Source organism: Streptomyces sp. NPDC005281, assembly GCF_040607495.1.
Lineage (GTDB): Bacteria > Actinomycetota > Actinomycetes > Streptomycetales > Streptomycetaceae > Streptomyces.
Genome location: NZ_JBEXGX010000007.1, coordinates 62,634 through 79,129, shown reverse-complemented (window position 1 = coordinate 79,129; position 16,496 = coordinate 62,634). Strand labels below are relative to the sequence as shown.

The 16,496-nt window shown below is 72.8% G+C and carries 16 protein-coding genes and 1 pseudogene; 7 read left to right on the top strand and 10 right to left on the bottom strand.

What is annotated here, in order from left to right; all coding sequences use genetic code 11:
- Nucleotides 1-86 precede the first annotated feature (86 nt).
- The 5 genes from ABZV42_RS12440 to ABZV42_RS12420 form a co-directional block, all read right to left on the bottom strand.
- Nucleotides 87-3,083, bottom strand: coding sequence for an SMC family ATPase (locus ABZV42_RS12440; protein ID WP_356051847.1), 2,997 nt, complete (start codon nucleotides 3,081-3,083; stop codon nucleotides 87-89).
- A 55-nt stretch (nucleotides 3,084-3,138) separates the two neighbouring features.
- Nucleotides 3,139-4,302 carry an exonuclease SbcCD subunit D gene (locus ABZV42_RS12435; RefSeq protein WP_356051846.1) on the bottom strand — a complete coding sequence of 388 codons (1,164 nt, stop codon included), beginning with the start codon at nucleotides 4,300-4,302 and terminating at the stop codon, nucleotides 3,139-3,141.
- 108 nt (nucleotides 4,303-4,410) lie between these two features.
- Nucleotides 4,411-5,037: a YigZ family protein gene (locus tag ABZV42_RS12430; protein ID WP_355976946.1), complete on the bottom strand. Its 627-nt coding sequence runs from the start codon at nucleotides 5,035-5,037 to the stop codon at nucleotides 4,411-4,413.
- Nucleotides 5,038-5,407: 370 nt separating this feature from the next.
- A complete protein-coding gene (locus ABZV42_RS12425) occupies nucleotides 5,408-5,950 on the bottom strand; it encodes a histidine phosphatase family protein (RefSeq protein ID WP_356051845.1) in 543 nt (180 codons plus the stop codon).
- The gene (locus ABZV42_RS12420) at nucleotides 5,947-6,723 is read right to left on the bottom strand and encodes a hypothetical protein (protein WP_356051844.1); all 777 of its coding nucleotides are present in this window, start codon (nucleotides 6,721-6,723) and stop codon (nucleotides 5,947-5,949) included. Before ABZV42_RS12420 ends, ABZV42_RS12425 begins: the two co-directional genes overlap by 4 nt.
- A 409-nt stretch (nucleotides 6,724-7,132) precedes the next feature.
- Here ABZV42_RS12420 and ABZV42_RS12415 point away from each other — a divergent pair, with 409 nt between their 5' ends.
- The 4 genes and pseudogenes from ABZV42_RS12415 (at nucleotide 7,133) to ppk2 (ending at nucleotide 9,960) form a co-directional block, all read left to right on the top strand.
- A complete protein-coding gene (locus tag ABZV42_RS12415; RefSeq protein WP_356051951.1) occupies nucleotides 7,133-8,005 on the top strand; it encodes an alpha/beta hydrolase in 873 nt (290 codons plus the stop codon).
- A gap of 22 nt (nucleotides 8,006-8,027) precedes the next feature.
- Nucleotides 8,028-8,435, top strand: coding sequence for a CoA-binding protein (locus ABZV42_RS12410; protein ID WP_356051843.1), 408 nt, complete (start codon nucleotides 8,028-8,030; stop codon nucleotides 8,433-8,435).
- A gap of 212 nt (nucleotides 8,436-8,647) precedes the next feature.
- A pseudogene (locus tag ABZV42_RS12405) lies at nucleotides 8,648-8,827 on the top strand (inorganic phosphate transporter); the annotation flags it as partial.
- Nucleotides 8,828-9,024: 197 nt separating this feature from the next.
- Nucleotides 9,025-9,960 carry a polyphosphate kinase 2 gene (ppk2, locus tag ABZV42_RS12400; RefSeq protein ID WP_356051842.1) on the top strand — a complete coding sequence of 312 codons (936 nt, stop codon included), beginning with the start codon at nucleotides 9,025-9,027 and terminating at the stop codon, nucleotides 9,958-9,960.
- A 179-nt stretch (nucleotides 9,961-10,139) separates the two neighbouring features.
- Here ppk2 and ABZV42_RS12395 read toward each other — a convergent pair whose 3' ends face one another.
- Nucleotides 10,140-10,499: a metalloregulator ArsR/SmtB family transcription factor gene (locus ABZV42_RS12395; protein WP_356051841.1), complete on the bottom strand. Its 360-nt coding sequence runs from the start codon at nucleotides 10,497-10,499 to the stop codon at nucleotides 10,140-10,142.
- Nucleotides 10,500-10,719: 220 nt separating this feature from the next.
- Between ABZV42_RS12395 and ABZV42_RS12390 the strand changes: the two genes are divergently transcribed.
- On the top strand, nucleotides 10,720-11,778 hold the full coding sequence (locus ABZV42_RS12390) for a cation diffusion facilitator family transporter (RefSeq protein WP_356051840.1): 1,059 nt from the start codon (nucleotides 10,720-10,722) through the stop codon (nucleotides 11,776-11,778).
- A gap of 149 nt (nucleotides 11,779-11,927) precedes the next feature.
- Here ABZV42_RS12390 and ABZV42_RS12385 read toward each other — a convergent pair whose 3' ends face one another.
- Complete coding sequence (locus ABZV42_RS12385) at nucleotides 11,928-12,488, bottom strand: YbaK/EbsC family protein (protein ID WP_355976931.1); 561 nt, start codon at nucleotides 12,486-12,488, stop codon at nucleotides 11,928-11,930.
- An 89-nt stretch (nucleotides 12,489-12,577) separates the two neighbouring features.
- Nucleotides 12,578-13,150 (bottom strand): XRE family transcriptional regulator, encoded by a 573-nt coding sequence (locus ABZV42_RS12380; protein ID WP_355976929.1) that lies wholly within the window; start codon nucleotides 13,148-13,150, stop codon nucleotides 12,578-12,580.
- A gap of 93 nt (nucleotides 13,151-13,243) precedes the next feature.
- Here ABZV42_RS12380 and ABZV42_RS12375 point away from each other — a divergent pair, with 93 nt between their 5' ends.
- Nucleotides 13,244-14,101: a DMT family transporter gene (locus ABZV42_RS12375; protein ID WP_356051839.1), complete on the top strand. Its 858-nt coding sequence runs from the start codon at nucleotides 13,244-13,246 to the stop codon at nucleotides 14,099-14,101.
- A gap of 84 nt (nucleotides 14,102-14,185) precedes the next feature.
- Here the strand turns inward: ABZV42_RS12375 and ABZV42_RS12370 are convergent, their stop codons facing one another.
- The gene (locus ABZV42_RS12370) at nucleotides 14,186-15,004 is read right to left on the bottom strand and encodes an acyltransferase (RefSeq protein WP_355976925.1); all 819 of its coding nucleotides are present in this window, start codon (nucleotides 15,002-15,004) and stop codon (nucleotides 14,186-14,188) included.
- A 143-nt stretch (nucleotides 15,005-15,147) separates the two neighbouring features.
- Here ABZV42_RS12370 and ABZV42_RS12365 point away from each other — a divergent pair, with 143 nt between their 5' ends.
- On the top strand, nucleotides 15,148-15,678 hold the full coding sequence (locus ABZV42_RS12365; protein WP_355976923.1) for a gamma carbonic anhydrase family protein: 531 nt from the start codon (nucleotides 15,148-15,150) through the stop codon (nucleotides 15,676-15,678).
- A 59-nt stretch (nucleotides 15,679-15,737) separates the two neighbouring features.
- On the opposite strand, the gene ABZV42_RS12360 is transcribed toward ABZV42_RS12365, so the two are convergent.
- Complete coding sequence (locus tag ABZV42_RS12360) at nucleotides 15,738-16,388, bottom strand: DedA family protein (RefSeq protein ID WP_355976921.1); 651 nt, start codon at nucleotides 16,386-16,388, stop codon at nucleotides 15,738-15,740.
- Nucleotides 16,389-16,496 lie beyond the last annotated feature (108 nt).

The window sequence follows — 16,496 nt, the reverse complement described above, 5'->3', positions numbered from 1 at the left end:
GGCGTACGCTCACGACGCACCGCCCCCGACGACGGTCACGGCGGACCACCCCGGGGACAACCACGGCGCACCGCCCCCGGCGACGATCACGCGCCCCGCTGCCGTACGACCGACCCCGTTCTCTCCTTCACGACCTCCAGCTGGGCGTGGATGCGGCGACGCAGGTCGCCGACGTGGCTGACGATGCCGACGCTGCGGTCGCGTTCGCGCAGCGAGTCGAGGACGTCGAGCACCTCGTCGAGGGTCTGGTCGTCGAGGCTTCCGAAGCCCTCGTCGATGAACAGCGTGTCGAGCCGCACCCCGCCGGCCTCGTCCGTGACCACGTCGGCGAGACCGAGGGCCAGGGCGAGGGAGGCGAAGAACGTCTCGCCGCCGGAGAGTGTCGCCGTGTCGCGCTCCCGCCCGGTCCAGGCGTCCACGACATGGAGTCCGAGCCCGCTGCGTCCGCGGCCCGCCCGGTCGTCGGAGTGCACCAGGGTGTAGCGCCCCGAGGACATCCGCTGGAGGCGGACGGTCGCGGCGGCCGCGACCTGCTCGAGCCGGGCGGCGAGGACGTAGGCCTCGAGGCGCATCCTGCGTTCGTTGTCCGTCGACGTTCCCGCCGCCAGTCCGGCGAGACGGGCCACCCGTTCGTACTCCTCGCGCAGCGGGGCGAGCCGGCGGGCTCCTCCGGTCGCGTGGGCGGAGAGCGCGTCGAGCTCGGTGCAGCGCCGCGCCGCCGCGTCCCGCGCCGACGCGGTCTCCCGCAGCCGCCCGGCGGCGGACTCGGCGGTCCGCTCGGCGGCCCGCAGGTCGACGGGAGGGCGCCGCGCCGCGGCCGTGGTGTCGGCCTCCGCGAGCACGGCGCGTACCGAGGATTCCTCCAACTGCCAGGCGTCGAGCTGCCGTTGGAGATCGCGGTGGGCCGCGTCGTCGAGCATCGCGGCGGCCGCGGCCTGCGGGGTCTCGAAACCGGCCCTGAAGGCCGCGTCGGCCAGACGCGCGTCGGCGTCCTTCAGGCGCCGCGCGATGTCCTCCGCCGCCCGGACGCCGTCCGCGGCCTCGGTGAGCAGGGCGACCTGCCGCTCCAGCTGCGTGGCCCGCTCGGACACGCTCACCGCGGCGCCCCGCGCCAGCTCCAACTCCCCTTCCAGCAGGGCCCTCTCGCGGTCGAGCGAATCCCGGTGCGAGGCCCGTGCGGCGACCCGCCGGGCGGCCTCCTGCCGGTCCGTCAGCCGCCGCTCATGTTCCCGCTCGGCCTGCTCCCGGGCCTCGCGCGCCGCATGCAGCCCCGAGGCAACCGCGCGGGCCTCGGTGTGCAGCCGGTCCAACTCCTCTGCCTGTTGCGTGAGTTGCTGGGTCGACGCGTCGCCCGCCTCGGCGGTCGCGGCGGCCAGCGCCTCGCGTACGACACCGAGCCGGCGCTCGGCCTCGGCACGCTCCTCGTCGGCGCTTCGGTGGGCGGCGAGGGCCCGCTCCTCCGTCTCGCGGTCGACATGGCCGGCGATCTTACGGGCGGGCGCCGGGTGTTCGGTGGCTCCGCACACGGCGCAGGACTCGCCGTCCACCAGACCGGCGGCGAGTTCGGCGGCGATGCCCTGGAGACGCTGTTCCTTGAGTTCGAGCCAGTGGGCGTGCGCCTGCGTCGCGCGCTCGCGCGCGGCCAGGCTCCCGGCATGGGCACCCTCGGTGTCCTCGGCCAGTGCGTCGCGCAGCCGGGACGCGGCGAGCCGCTTGAAGGCCGGTTCGCGCTGGACGGCGAGCTGCTCGGCGCGCGCCGCGGCCTCCTGAGCGGAGTCGACCCGCGTCTCGACGGCGGCGCGGGTCTCCTCCCAGTCGGCAAGCCAGCTCTCGGCGTCCTGGAGGACGTCCTCGTCGGCGCGTTCCTGACGGTCCAAGGAGGCGCGTTCCGAACCGAGTTCAGCGAGGCGCCGCTCGGCTCGGCGCGCCGACTCCAGGCCGCCCAGCTCCTCGGCGGCCTTGCGTGCGGCGGCCGCGAGACCGGGCGCTCCGGCACCGGCGAACGGCTCAGGCAGGGCGGCACGCGTGCGGGTCTCCTCGGCGGCCGCGCGCCGGTGCTCGGCGTCGGCCGCTTCGCGCAGTTCGAGCGCAGGGGCCACGGCCTCCGCCTTGCGCGCTCGTTCCATGCGCGTCCGTGCGTCCCGGTGGGCGTCGGCGCGCTGCTCCAGTCGTGCCGCCCGCTCCTGTGCCTCGGTGAACCGGCGCTGGAGCCTGTCCACTTCGCGTACGTCGTCGAGGGCGCGGTCGGCCACGGCCTGCGCGGATTCCGCGGCCCCGCGGGCGCAGTGGGCGACGGTCAGCGCCTCGCGAGCGGTGCTGCGGGCCAGCGCGGCCCAGCCGAGCACCGACTCGGCGAGGCCCGGGTCGCCGGGCGCGAGGTCGGGCAGCGGCTCCTCGGCGGTGCGCCCGGCCGCCTGGTGCATCCGGTGCGCGTCGGCCAGCAACGCGGTGTCACCTGCCCGCACTTCGGCCTCGGCGGCCCGCCGACGCTCGGCGAGGCGCTTTTCGACCTCGGCGAAGCGGTGGGTGTCGAAGAGCCGGCCGAGCAGTTTGCCGCGGGCCTCGGCGTCGGCCCGCAGGAAGCGCGCGAAGTCGCCCTGGGGCAGCAGCACGACCTGGCAGAACTGCTCGCGGCTCATGCCCAGCAGCTGGGTGATCTCCTCACCGATCTCCTGATGGGAGCGGCTGAGGTCCTTCCAGGTGCCGGCCGCGGAGTCGTACGCGCGCAGCCAGCTCTGGGCCTTCTCGGTGGTCGTGCCCGTGCCGCGCTTCTTGGGACGCTCCCAGGGCGGCTGCCGGGTGACTTCAAGCCGGCGTCCGGCGACGCTGAGTTCGAGGCGGATCTCGGTGCGGACCTCGGGTGCGGCGTGGTCGCTGCGCAGGCCGAGTCCCTGACCGCTCTGCCGGGCGCCGGGAACCGCTCCGTACAGCGCGTAGCAGACGGCGTCGAGGACGGACGTCTTGCCCGCGCCCGTCGGTCCGTGCAGCAGGAAGAGCCCGGCGGCGGACAGCTCGTCGAAGTCGACCCGCTGGGCGCCGCCGAACGGGCCGAAGGCGGTGATGTCCAGGCGGTGCAGCCTCATCGGTCTCCCTCGGTCACCGGGCGGCCGGCGCCCCGGGTGTACTGCGGACGTGATGTCACCGGGCGGTCTCCCGTACGGTCTCGTCGGCGCGGACGGCGTCGAACGCGTCCCGGAGCACGGCCTGTTCCCGGGCGTCGGGACCCACACCGCGCACATGGGCGACGAAGTCCTCGGCGATCTGTTCCTCGCTGCGGCCCGCGATCCGGCGGGCGTACGAGACGTCCGGGGCCTGCGGTGAGCGTTCGGGGTCGAAGACGAGGCTGAGCGTGTGCGGGAAGCGCTCGGCCAGCCGCGCCATGGGGTCGGCGGGCCGCACGGGGTCGGTGAGGGTCGCCTCGACCCAGGCGCCCGTGTGACGCTCGAGGTCCGGGTCGGCGAGCAGGTCCTCCAGGTTTCCGCGGACGCGGGCGAGCGGACGGGGCACCGGGCAGTCGATCCGCTCGGCGGCGAGGGAGCCGTCGGGGCCGAGGTCCACGAGCCACATGCTCTTGCGGTGGCCGGCCTCCGAGAAGGAGTACGGCAGCGGGGATCCCGAGTAGCGCACGCGCTCGGTGATGGTCTGGCTGCCGTGCAGATGGCCGAGTGCGGTGTAGTCGACGCCGTCGAAGACTCCGGCGGGCACCGAGGCGACGCCGCCGACGGTGATGTCCCGCTCACTGTCGCTCGCCTGGCCGCCGGTGACGAAGGCGTGGGCGAGGACGACGGAGCGGGTGCCCGGCGCCCGGCCGGCGAGGTCGGCGCGGACCCGGTCCACGGCGGCGGCCAGCACACTCTCGTGGCCCGCCTTCTCCACCCCGAACTCGTCCTTCACCAGGGCGGGTTCGAGATAGGGCAGGCCGTAGAAGGCGACATCGCCGTGGGCGTCGGCCAGCACCACGGGCGTTCCGCACCCGGCGGGGTCGGTCCGCAGATGGACACCCGCGCGCCCGATGAGTCCGGCACCGACGCCGAGCCGGCGCGCCGAGTCGTGGTTCCCGGAGATCATCACGGTGGGCACGCCGAGGTCGGCCAGCCGGTGCAGGGCGTCGTCGAAGAGCTGGACCGCGGCCAGGGGCGGCACGGCACGGTCGTACACGTCTCCCGAGACGACCACCGCGTCGACCTCGCGCTCGCGGGCGGTCGCGACGAGGTGGCCGATGAACCGGGACTGGGCGTCGAGCATGTTCACGCGATGGAACGCCCGGCCCAGATGCCAGTCGGAAGTGTGCAGGAGCCTCATGATCCCCGAAGGGTATCGGCCGGGTCTGACATCACGGGCGGTTACTCCCGTATCGGCCCACCACGACCGCCCCCACATCTTGACCATTCGCGCCGATTGCCCGGATTGTCACGCGTCTCCGTAGGCCTCCCCGCCCAGCTCGAAGCCGGCCGCGCCCGCGGTCGCGTCGGCCAACCATGCCCGGAAGGCGTCCACATCGGCGTCCGGCAACCCGATCTCGATGGTGACCGCCTCGCCGTAACGCACATCACGTACCTCGCGGCCGGTTGACCGAAGATCGTTCTGCACCTTGCCCGCCCGCAGGTGATCGACGGTCACCGTGGCCAGCCGGAACCGGCGGCGGGTGATCGTGCCCAGCGCGTCCAGCGCCTCGCCCACCGAGCCGCCGTACGCCCTGATCAGTCCGCCGGCGCCCAGCTTGACCCCGCCGTAGTAGCGCGTGACGACGGCGACGACGTACCGCATGTCGCGGCGCAGCAGCATCTGGAGCATGGGGACGCCCGCGGTGCCGCCCGGTTCACCGTCGTCGCTCGCCTTCTGTACGGCGCCGTCGGCTCCGATGACGTACGCGAAGCAGTTGTGCGTGGCGTCCGCGTGTTCCTTCCTGACGGCCGCGATGAAGTCCTGGGCCTCCCGCTCGGTGGCGGCCGGGGCGAGGGCGCACAGGAAACGGGAGCGGTTGATCTCGGTCTCGTGCACGCCCGCGTGGGCCACTGTGCGGTACTCGTCCTGCATCAGGCCAGCGTATGCGCTGCGCGCGGCGGCGGCGGACGGGGCGGCGCCCCCTCCCTCTCGCGCCTCTCGTGCGAGGCGACGATCACGTGCCGCACACCAGTGGCCCCCGAGCGGGAGGCACACCGCGCCCCCGAGCGGTACCGGGGCGACACGCACGCCCACGATCCCCTGCCCCTGCCCGTGCCGGCGACCGACAGGCCGGGCCAGGGTTGGGGCGACACATGCGCCCATGATCACGCACCGCGCACCCGCGCGCCGCCGACAGGCCACAGCCGGGGCCACATCCCGGGGCCACAGCCGGGGCCGGGACCGGCACCCAGGGCTCCTCCGGGGGCGGGAACCCGTCACGCGGGCGTACGTCGACCCGGACTCACTCCTTCTTGCCCCTCGGCACGACGACGTCCGTCAACAGCGCGTCGCCGGAGCCGAGTTCGTGCCAGGCGGCGCCGTGCCAGACGAGGACCGCGACGGCCGAGGTCGGGAACTTCGTCCGGACCCGGCCCAGCGTGCCGTCGAAGCCGTCCCCGGCCAGTTCGAGGACCAGTTCCTCAAGTCCCGGGTTGTGTCCGACGAGCAGCAACGTCCTCACATGTTCCGGGACTTCACCGACGGCTTCCAACAACTCCGGTACGTCCGCCCCGTACAACCGCCCGTCGAGCCGTATGGGCGGCGGGGTGCCCCACTGCCGAGCCGCCAACTCCCAGGTCTCGCGCGCCCGTACGGCGGTCGAGCACAGGGCGAGGTCCGGCAGCAGGTCGGCTTCCGCGAGGGCGCGGCCGACGGCCGGGGCGTCGAGACGGCCGCGGGTCGCGAGCGGCCTCTCATGGTCGGGCACCCTGTCGGGCCAGGCGGACTTGGCGTGCCGCAGGACGACCAGTCTTCGCCTCGGGCCACCGGCCGCGCGCGCGTTCACAGCGACGATCCGATCTCGCGGGTGAGTTCGAGGCCGAGCAGCCGGTCGGCGTAGGCGTACGTCTCGAACCGGGCCCCCTCCGGAATGCCGGAGGTCTCCACCGACCGGAGCACGTCCAGCACGGCGAGCACGTCCAGGTCGTCCTCCCACGCGGCGCGCAGCCGCAGCCGTACGTCCTCGGGGACCGGCTTGGAGGGACGTGTCGCCCATCCGGCGACGGCGGCGCGCCAGCGCCCGAGCGTGGCCTCCGCCTCGGCGAGGGCCTCGGCGTCGAGACTCAGCGGCAGATCCCGTCGCCGTGCGAGCAGCGTCAGCCGCAGCGCCGTGGAGTCCATGGGAGCGGCCCCGGGCCCGGGTCCGGTTTCGACCGGCGCCACCTCGACACGCGGCCCGTCCGTCACCGCGGCCCCCTGGGCGACGATGTCGACGGTCCGTGTCGCGGCCGGTCCCGGCTGCGTGTCCGGGTGATCCTCGAACGGCCGGATCCCGAGTTCGGCGGCGCGCGCCCGGAGTCCCGCCCCGCTCCAGGGGGCTTCCCCGTCCCCCGGCTCCGCCCGGTCCCCGGTGGCCTCCGGGTCCGGGACCGAAGTCACGGTCGCCCAGGCGGGGTTGCCGCCGATCTCCAGGGCCCGCACCAGGACGTCGGCGACCAGGAGCACGCGCAGACCCGTGAAGTCGGACCCTGGCGGATGGGCGTGGACGCGGACCAGACCGCGGCGGGCGAGGGCTGCGTCGACGGGTTCGCCCGTGCGGGCGTCGAGGATACGGAGCACGAGGTGAGCCTAAGCGGCCGTCGGGGCGGGTGTGGGGAGGTGGGGGCCGTTCCGGACACGCGCCCGCGCCCCGATCGCTGTCCGCCGCCGGACACAGGCGCCCGATGCCGGCCGCGTGGGTGCCGTCGACTGTGAACAGCGTGTGTCGTACGGTCCGTTGGGCGCCGAGGGTCGGGACTGGGTGCCGGTGGCGCGAACGGCTCGGGTCGAGCACGCCCTGCGGCCGCGGGACCCGGCCGGCCCCTGCACCCGAGCACCGGCACCCGCATCGGCACCGACACCGACGCAGCAATCCCAGAACCGGCAAGCCCGGACACAGGGACCGCGGGTCTGGGCGGCCTTGACAATCCGCTTCCAGCGACGGAAAGGTTACCGACCAGTCGGTTTGAAGGAGTGAGTCGTGACCGGGATGAGCATCTCCACCGCCGCTGGCGTGTTCGACGCCATCGCGGCGGGTCCGTCCGACGGCCGCCCCGTTCTGCTGCTGCACGGTTTCCCCCAGACGGGGCTGGCGTGGCAAGGTCAGATCGCGGCACTGGCCGCGGAGGGCTACCGCGTGGTGGCGCCCGACCAGCGCGGCTACTCCCCCGGGGTCCGGCCGGAGCGGGCCGAGGACTATCGCATCAGCCTCCTGGTCGCGGACGTCGTCGCGATCGCGGATGAGCTGGGCTGGTCGACGTTCGACCTCGTCGGTCACGACTGGGGCGGCGCGGTGGCGTGGTGGACGGCCTCCGCCCATCCCGGCCGCGTATCCACCCTCACGGTCGTCTCCACCCCGCACCCCGACGCTCTCGCCGAGGCCCTGCGCACCGACGACGACCAGCGCGCGCGATCCCGGTACATGATCGACTGGCGCGAGACGCCCGCGACCGAACAGCGCATGCTGGCCGACGACGCCGGACTGCTTCGCTCGCTCTACGCGGAGAAGGTCCCGCGGGCCAGTGCCGACGCCTACGTCCGGCACCTGTCCCGGCCGGGCGCACTCACCGCGGCACTGAACTGGTACCGGTCCGGGCGCCCCGACGGCACGATCGACGTCATCGAGGTGCCCACGTTGTACGTCTGGAGCACGGGGGACACGGCCTTCGGCCCGGTGCCCGCGCGGGAGACCGGGCGCTGGGTGGAGGGGCCCTACCGGTTCGAGGTCCTCCCGGACCTCAGCCACTGGATCCCGGAAGAGGCCCCCGAGACCCTGAACCGGCTGCTGCTCGAACACCTGCGGGTACACGGCACGAGGAATCATCGCGCGCCGCTCACCGTTGAGAAGACCGGAAGCGACTGACCGATTCCCGAGGAGGCCGAGCGTGTACGGCGACGCAGAGACGATCCGCAGGATCCTGACCGAGCGGGGCGACACCTGGGCGATCGTGGGGCTCTCGTCGAACGAGCGCCGCGCGGCCCACGGCGTCGCCGACGTCCTCCAGCGCTACGGCAAGCGGATCGTGCCCGTGCACCCGAAGGCCGAGACCGTGCACGGGGAGCAGGGGTACGCCTCTCTCGCGGACATCCCCTTCGAGGTGGATGTCGTCGACGTCTTCGTCAACAGCAACCTCGCCGGACCCGTCGCGGACGAGGCGGTCGCCATCGGCGCCAAGGCCGTCTGGTTCCAGCTCGACGTGATCGACGAAGTCGCGTACGCGCGGACGCGCGCCGCCGGACTCGACATCGTGATGGACCGCTGCCCGGCGATCGAGATCCCGCGGCTGGGCTGAGCCCACAGGGCACCCGCGCTCTCCGAGCCCGAGCGGTCCGGACCCTCCTGGCCGTCCTGGCCGTCCTGGCCGTCCTGCCGAAGCGTCAAACAACGTGTGCCCTGCGGGCGTTGTCCCTTGTGGGTGCAAGCGGGTGTGCATCTCGACTCCGACTCGCGTCGGCTTCGTCTGCGGTTCTCCCGCCGTATTCCTCCGATTGCTTCCATCGAGGGATGGACCACATCACGTTCCTCGTGGCGGTCGTCATCGTCACGGCTCCGGCCTTCGATTCCACCAACGGATTCCACGACACGGCGAACGCGATGGCAACCTCCATCGCGACAGGAGCCCTCAAACCGCGAACAGCGGTCCTCATCAGCGGTGTCCTGAACGTGTGCGGCGCGCTCCTGTCCCACCTGGGTTTCGCGCTCTCCACCACGCAGGTCTGCGCCGGCGGCGACGCCCCGGGTTCGGGCAGGCCGCGTTCCGCTTCCTCGGCTGCGCGGCCGTGGTGGCGTACGGGATCTGTCTGATCATGCCGCAAATGCCACCGAAACGGCAGGAACAACAAGATCGTCGGACAATCGGAGCACGGGAAGAGGAGGACCGGATGACGGAACTGCTGGCTGGGATGCGGGTGGACTACACCGACCACGACGACCCCGTACTGATCCGGCCGGACGGCAGCCCGGTGGACACCTGGCGGGAGAACTACCCGTACGAGCAGCGCATGGAGCGCAAGGAGTACGAGTGGCACAAGCGGCTCCAGCAGATCGAGCTGCTGAAGCTCCAGAGCTGGATCAAGGAGACCGGCCGACGGCTCGTCGTCGTCTTCGAGGGGCGCGACGCGGCGGGCAAGGGCGGGACGATCAAGCGGTTCACCGAGCACCTCAACCCGCGCGGCGCCCGGGTGGTGGCGCTGGAGAAGCCGACGGAGCGGGAGCGCGGGCAGTGGTACTTCCAGCGATACGTGGAGCATCTGCCGACCGCGGGCGAGATCGTGATGTTCGACCGGTCCTGGTACAACCGGGCGGGCGTGGAGCGGGTGATGGGTTTCTGCACCGACGACGAGTACCGGCGCTTCATGCGGCAGGCGCCCGCCTTCGAGCGGATGCTCGTCGACGACGGCGTGGACCTGATCAAGTTCTGGTTCTCGGTCTCCCAGAGTGAGCAGCGCACCCGCTTCACGATCCGTCAGGTCGACCCGGTACGGCAGTGGAAGCTGAGCCCCATGGACCTGGCCTCGCTGGACCTCTGGGACGACTACACGGCGGCCAAGGTCGCCATGTTCCGCGAGACGGACACCGCGCAGGCGCCCTGGACCGTGGTGAAGAGCAACGACAAGAAGCGGGCCCGCGTCGAGGCCATGCGCAGTGTGCTGGCCCGCTTCGCCTACAGCGACAAGGACCGGGAGGTCGTCGGCAGCCCCGACCCGAGCATCGTGGGCGCGGCGGCGAACCTGCTGGAGGAGGGCGAGGAGAGCGAGGACGGCGTCCCGCCCGTGGGAGACCGCGCGGTCGCGGGCGACGGCACGCTCACCCGCTGACCGCACCGCGCTCACGGACTCGGCCGTACGCGGCGCGGGCGGGCTCCGGCCGTGCGCGGCCCGGGGGGCTCCGGTTCGACCGCGCCGTGCGCTCGCGGATCCGGCCGTACGTGGCCCGGGCGGGCTCCGGCTCGTCCGCGCCGCGGCTCCGGCCCGGGCCAGGGCTCCGCACCGTGGCCTCAGTCGTGCGCAGGCCGATCGGAGAGCCGGTGGTCGGCGAAGCTCAGCGCCTCGTCGACCACCCGGCGCAGATGGCCGTCCCCTAGCGAGTAGATCACCCGGCGCCCTTCCTTCCTCGTGTTCACGAGCCCGGCCAGACGGAGCCGGGCCAGATGCTGGCTGACGGCCGGACGGGCCGCTCCGCACGCCTCGGTCAGCGTCGTGACATCGGCCTCGCCGTCGGTCAGGGCGTGCAGCAGCGTGAGTCGGGTGCGATCGGCGAGGAGCGCGAGGAGTTCGGCGGCGAGCGTGAACTGTTCCTCGCCGGGGGTGCGCGGGTGCGCATCGTGCGCAGGTGATAGGTGCATGCGTGCGCTCATACGCACATAATGGCCTCGTGGACACGGACTCGTCCACTCCCGCGCTCGGAAGGGGACGCACGTGAACGACCGCCACGACCACGACCACCATCGCGGGGACGGGCATCGCCACGGAGCCGGGCATGACCACGGGGACGGCCAGCCTCGCCGGGAGGCCCGACACCGCGCGCACGACCATCCTCGCGGGGAGGCCCATCACGACGGGGACGGCCATCCTCGCGTGGACGGCCATGGCCGCGGGGACGGTCATCACCACGGAGCCGGGCATGACCACGGGGACGGCCGCGGCCGGCACGGCCGTTGGAACCGGCTTCGCCATCTCCTCGCCCCGCACTCCCACGAGACGGCCGACAAGGTCGACTCCGCGCTGGAGACGTCGGTGCGGGGCATGCGGGCGCTGTGGGTCTCTCTGGCCGTCCTCGGCACAACGGCCATGGCACAGGCCGCCGTTGTCATGGTGTCCGGGTCGGTCGCGCTGCTCGGCGACACCGTGCACAACGCGGCCGACGCGCTGACCGCCCTGCCACTCGCGGTCGCCTTCACACTGGGCCGCCGCGCGGCGACCCGGCGCTTCACCTACGGCTACGGGAGGGCGGAGGACCTGGCCGGCATCGTGATCGTGCTGACGATCGCGGCCTCCGGCGCCTTCGCGGCCTGGACGGCGGTCGGCCGGCTGCTCGATCCGCAGCCGGTGCGACACCTCGCGGTGGTCGTGGTCGCCGCGCTCATCGGCTTCGCCGGCAACGAGTGGGTCGCCCGGTACCGCATCCGCGTCGGCCGCGAGATCGGCTCCGCCGCACTGGTCGCGGACGGACTCCATGCCCGTACCGACGGGTTCGCCTCACTCGCCGTGGTGGTGGGCGCGGGCGGCGCGGCCCTCGGGTGGCAACTCGCCGATCCGCTGGTGGGACTGGCCATCACCGCCGCGATCCTGCTCGTGCTGCGCGATGCCGCCAGAGAGGTCTTCCGGCGTGTGATGGACGCCGTGGAGCCGGAGTCGGTGGACCGGGCCGAGCGGGCGCTGCGCCAGGTCGCGGGGGTGCGCGACGTGGGAGAACTGCGGATGCGCTGGATCGGCCACAGGCTGCGCGCAGAGGTGGCGGTCGTGGTGGACGGCGACGCCACCGTGCGTCAGGCCCACGACATCGCCGTGAACGCGGAACACGCCCTGCTGCACGCCGTTCCGCGACTGACCGCCGCCCTGGTCCACGCCGATCCGGCGCCGGAACCCGGCGGGGCGGATCCGCACGGGGCGCTGGCACATCACGCCGCCGCGTGAACGGACAGCGCATCGGGCCGGAGCCCATGTTCGTCAGACGTCGATCCGGCGCCCCGTCGACGGGCGCGAGGCTCCGACGGACGCCGGCCCTCCGGCCCTCCTGCGCGAACGGAGCCGGCCGGGCACGCAGGCATCACGAGCGGGCGGCGTCAGACGGCGACGCCCAGGCCCTCCACCACCACCGCGTTCGGCAGCTCCGCGAACGCCTTGCCGGGCACCAGGAGTTTGCCGCGCCGTCGACCGCTGCCGACCAGCACGTACGGCAGCCCGACGACGGCCGGATCGACCAACACCGGCCAGTCGTCCGGGAGTCCGACGGGGGTGATGCCGCCGTACTCCATGCCGCTCTCGCCGGTCGCGAGGTCCATCGGGGCGAACGAGGCCTTGCGGGCGCCCAGTTGACGTCGTACGACACCGTTGACGTCGACGCGGGTGGTGGACAGGACGACGCACGCGGCGAGCGTGGTCTCGCTGCCGCGCCTGCCCGCGACGACCACGCAGTTGGCGGACGTGTCGAGCAGTTCCTTGCCGTAGTGCTCGACGAAGACGGCGGTGTCGGCCCACTCCGGGTTCGTCTCTACGTAGACGAGCTGCTCGGCGGGGGTGTCACCGCGCCACCCGCGCACCGCGTCGGCGACGGGGCCGACGAGGTCGTCCAGGCGGTCGGGGGCCGGGAAGGCATCGTCGAAGTGTCCGATGGGTGCGCGCATGACGGCACGCTAACAGCCTCGCGGTGGCGCCCGGGGAGAGCCTGCCGCGCCTGCCGGGACCGGCAGGGCCGAGGGGGCCGCGCCGGGCCTCAGTGCACGAGCGGGACCGACACGGCCATGACCATCTCGACCGGGACCTCGCCCTTGTTGGCGTACGTATGGGGGGTGTCGGCCTCGAACGAGACGCTCGCCCCCTCGGGAACGCTGTGCTCGACCCCGTCGACGGTCAGCGTCATGTCCCCCGAGATGACATGGACGAGTTCGACGGTGCCGGCGGGGTGCGGGTCGGACGGGCTCCCCTCGCCCGGCATGAGCCGCCAGTCCCACATCTCCAGCGGGCCGGGCGCCTCGGTGCCGGCCAGCAGCCTGTTGTAGCTGCCCGCCTCGGTGTGCCACAGCCGTACGGCCTGGTCGGCGGGGACGATCCGGACCTTGGGGCCCTGCTCGTAGTCGAGAAGGGTGGTGATGCTGACGCCGAGCGCGTCACCGATCTTGACGACGGTGCCCAGGCTGGGATTGGTCCTGGCCTGCTCGATCTGGATGAGCATGCCGCGGCTGACTCCGGCGCGGGCGGCGAGCGCGTCCAGGGTGAAGCCGCGTTCGGTGCGCCAGCGCTTCACATTGCGCGCCAGGGACTGAGTCAGCAGGTCGAGATCCGACACATTCCGTCCAATATTTTGAATGACAGAGTTCAATCAAGTGGACTATCGTGTGGTGCACCTGATCGTTCACCGAACTGTACTGCGAGGCCCCCCGTGACAGCACTCTTCGCCCTGGCCACCAGCCTGCTGTGGGGCCTGGCCGACTTCGGCGGAGGTCTGCTGACCCGGCGGACGCCCGCCCTCACCGTGGTCGTCGCCTCCCAGTCGATCGCCGCGGTGGTCCTGGGCGCGATCGTGCTGGCCACCGGCGGCTGGAGCGCGGCGGGACCGCAGCTGTGGTTCGCGGTGGCCGCGGGCCTGGTGGGCCCGGTCGCGCTGCTCTCCTTCTACAAGGCGCTCGCGCTCGGCCCCATGGGCGTGGTCTCGCCGCTCGGCTCGCTGGCCGTGGCCATCCCCATCGGTGTCGGTCTGTTCCTCGGCGAGCGCCCGGGACTGGTGCAGATCGCGGGCATCGCGGTCGCCGTGGCGGGGGTGGTGCTCGCGGGCGGGCCCCAGCTGCGGGGCGCGCCCGTGCAGCGGCAGGCCATCCTCCTGACCCTGATCGCGGCCGCCGGATTCGGCACGGTGTTCGTACTCATCGCGCAGGCGTCGTCGTCGGTCACCGGCCTCTTCCTGGCACTGTTCGTGCAGCGCATGACCAATGTCGTCACCGGCGGCGCGGCCCTGGCCCTCTCCGTCCGGTACGGGGGGCGGGCCCTTCCCGAGGGCGGGTTCCCCTGGGTGTCCCTGCCCGCGCTGGCCTTCGTGGGCCTCGCCGACGTCGCGGCGAACGGAACGTACTCGGTGGCCGCCCAGCACGGCCCGGTCACCGTCGCCGCCGTCCTCGCCTCGCTCTACCCCGTGGTCACGGCGCTGGCCGCGCGCGGTGTCCTCAGGGAACGGCTACGGGCCGTACAGGCCACCGGAGCGGCACTGGCACTGGTCGGCACGGTGCTGCTGGCAACCGGCTGAGCCGGCTCCGGCGCCAGGACTCGGACGCGTGCGGGGCCAGGACTCGGATCCGCTCCGGGGTCACGACTCGGGTCCGCTCCGGGGTCAGGACTCCGCGCGGACGTCCCCCGACCGCGCGTGCACGTCCTCGGCCGCGTCCCGCGCGTCGAGATCCAGCTCCGCGAGCCGCGCGACGGTCTCCTCGTCCAGTTCCGCGAGCGCCTGGAGCTGCCCGGGTGTCACTCCGTCGGGAATCGGCACCGGCGGCGGCGTACGCAGCGGCGGCTGCCATCCGGCGACCGGGTCCCAGCGCCGTACGACCCTCGCGGGAGCCCCGGCGACGACGCAGTGGTCCGGCACCACACCTCGTACCACCGCACCCGCCGCGACCACGACGTTCCGTCCGATCCGCGCGCCGGGAAGGATCACGGCATTGGTCCCGATCCAGCAGCCGGGCCCGATCTCCACGGGCTCCATCCGCGGCCACTGCTTGCCGATGGGCTCGTGCGGATCGTCGTACGAGTGGTTCGTGGAGGTCACGTACACGTAGGGCCCGAAGTAGCAGTCGTTACCGATCGTGACCGTCGTGTCGGCGATGACATGGCTGCCGCGGCCGAGCACGACGCCGTCCCCGATGCGCAGGATCGGGTCGGGACCGAGGTCCAGGTCGGGCATCAGGCCCGCGGTCAGCGTGACCTGTTCGGCGACGATGCAGTACGAGCCGAGGTGGATCCAGGGCTCGCCGAAGACGGTCCCCAGCGGGAAGGCGAGCCGGGTGTTCTCGCCGATGGCACCGAAACGGAACCTGCCCGGCTGCTCTGCCGAGACCGTACCGGCGCGCCGCATCCAGGCCCAGCCCGTGTGGACGGCGCGCTGCGCGAGGCGTCGCCGCCATGATGAGAACGTGTTCTTGCTCCTGGACACGCGTTCACGGTACTCAGAGCGGGGCTCGCCGACGTGGCCGCACCGCTGTGATCTTCGCCCCACCGGAGGTACGCGGGGGCGATGGCATACCGTGCCGGTGTACTCAGAAGGACCGGACCACGAGACGACGAGACGGTGACACGGTGACGACGCAGCAGGCGCTGATCAAGGGGATCGGCGGCAAGGATCCGCGGCTGGACCCGGAGGCGTTCGTCTCCCCCACCTCCGTGGTCATCGGGGACGTCACGCTGGGCGCCGGCGCGAGCGTCTGGTACGGCGCGGTGCTGCGCGCCGACTGCGGTCCGATCGTCATCGGCGCCGACAGCAACGTGCAGGACAATTGCAGCCTGCATGTCGACCCCGGCTTCCCCATCACCGTCGGGGAGCGCGTCTCGATCGGCCACAACGCCGTGGTGCACGGTGCCACCGTGGAGGACGACTGTCTGATCGGCATGGGGGCCACGGTGCTCAACGGGGCCGTGATCGGAGCCGGCTCGCTGGTGGCCGCGCAAGCGCTGGTGCCGCAGGGGATGCGGGTCCCGCCGGGCTCGCTCGTCGCGGGTGTCCCCGCCAAGGTCAGGCGTCCGCTGACCGACGAGGAGCGCGAGGGTCTCACACTGAACGGCGTCTTCTACGTGGAACTGGCGAAGGCACACCGCGAGATCCACGAGTAGCCCCGCGCCCCCACTCGGCGGCACGCGCCGCAGGGCCCACGGAACTACCAGGAGCCGCCCTACTCGGCGGCGGGGACGGGCTCCGTCTCCGCCGTGCCGTGGTCCGTCGCCGCCTTCTTGGCCTTGCGGCGGACGATAAGCATCGAGGCGACTCCGACGAGCACCGCGGCGACCAGGCCGAGCCACGAGAAGCGCTTGAGCCAGGACTCTGCGACGACACCCACGTAGTAGATGACCGCGGTGGTGCCGCCGGCCCAGATGATGCCGCCGAGGACGTTGGCGATCAGGAACTTCCAGTACGGCATCCGCAGCACACCCGCGAGCGGGCCCGCGAAGATCCGCAGCAGGGCGATGAAGCGGCCGAAGAAGACGGCCCACATGCCCCACTTCTGGAAGGAACGCTCGGCGGTGGCGACATGGGCCTCGCCGAAGTGTCTGGGGAACTTCGCGCCGAGCCAGGCGAGCAGCGGGCGTCCGCCCTTGCGGCCGATGGCGTAGCCGATGGAGTCGCCGACGATCGCCCCGAGGCTGGCGCACACGCCGAGGACGACGGGGTTGATGCCGCCGTGCTGCGAGGAGAGCAGCGCCGCCGAGACCAGGACGATCTCGCCGGGCAGCGGGATGCCCAGGCTCTCCAGGCCGATGACCAGCGCCACGAGCGCGTAGATACTGACCGCGGGCACCGTCTCGAGCCAGTCCTGGACGTGCAACGCCGGTTCCTCCCGTTTCGGTGTACGTGACCCGGCCGACCGCGTTTCGCATGATCACCGAGGTGCGCTTCCCCGGAGCGCCCGCCGGGAAGCCTACCTGGTCGCTCT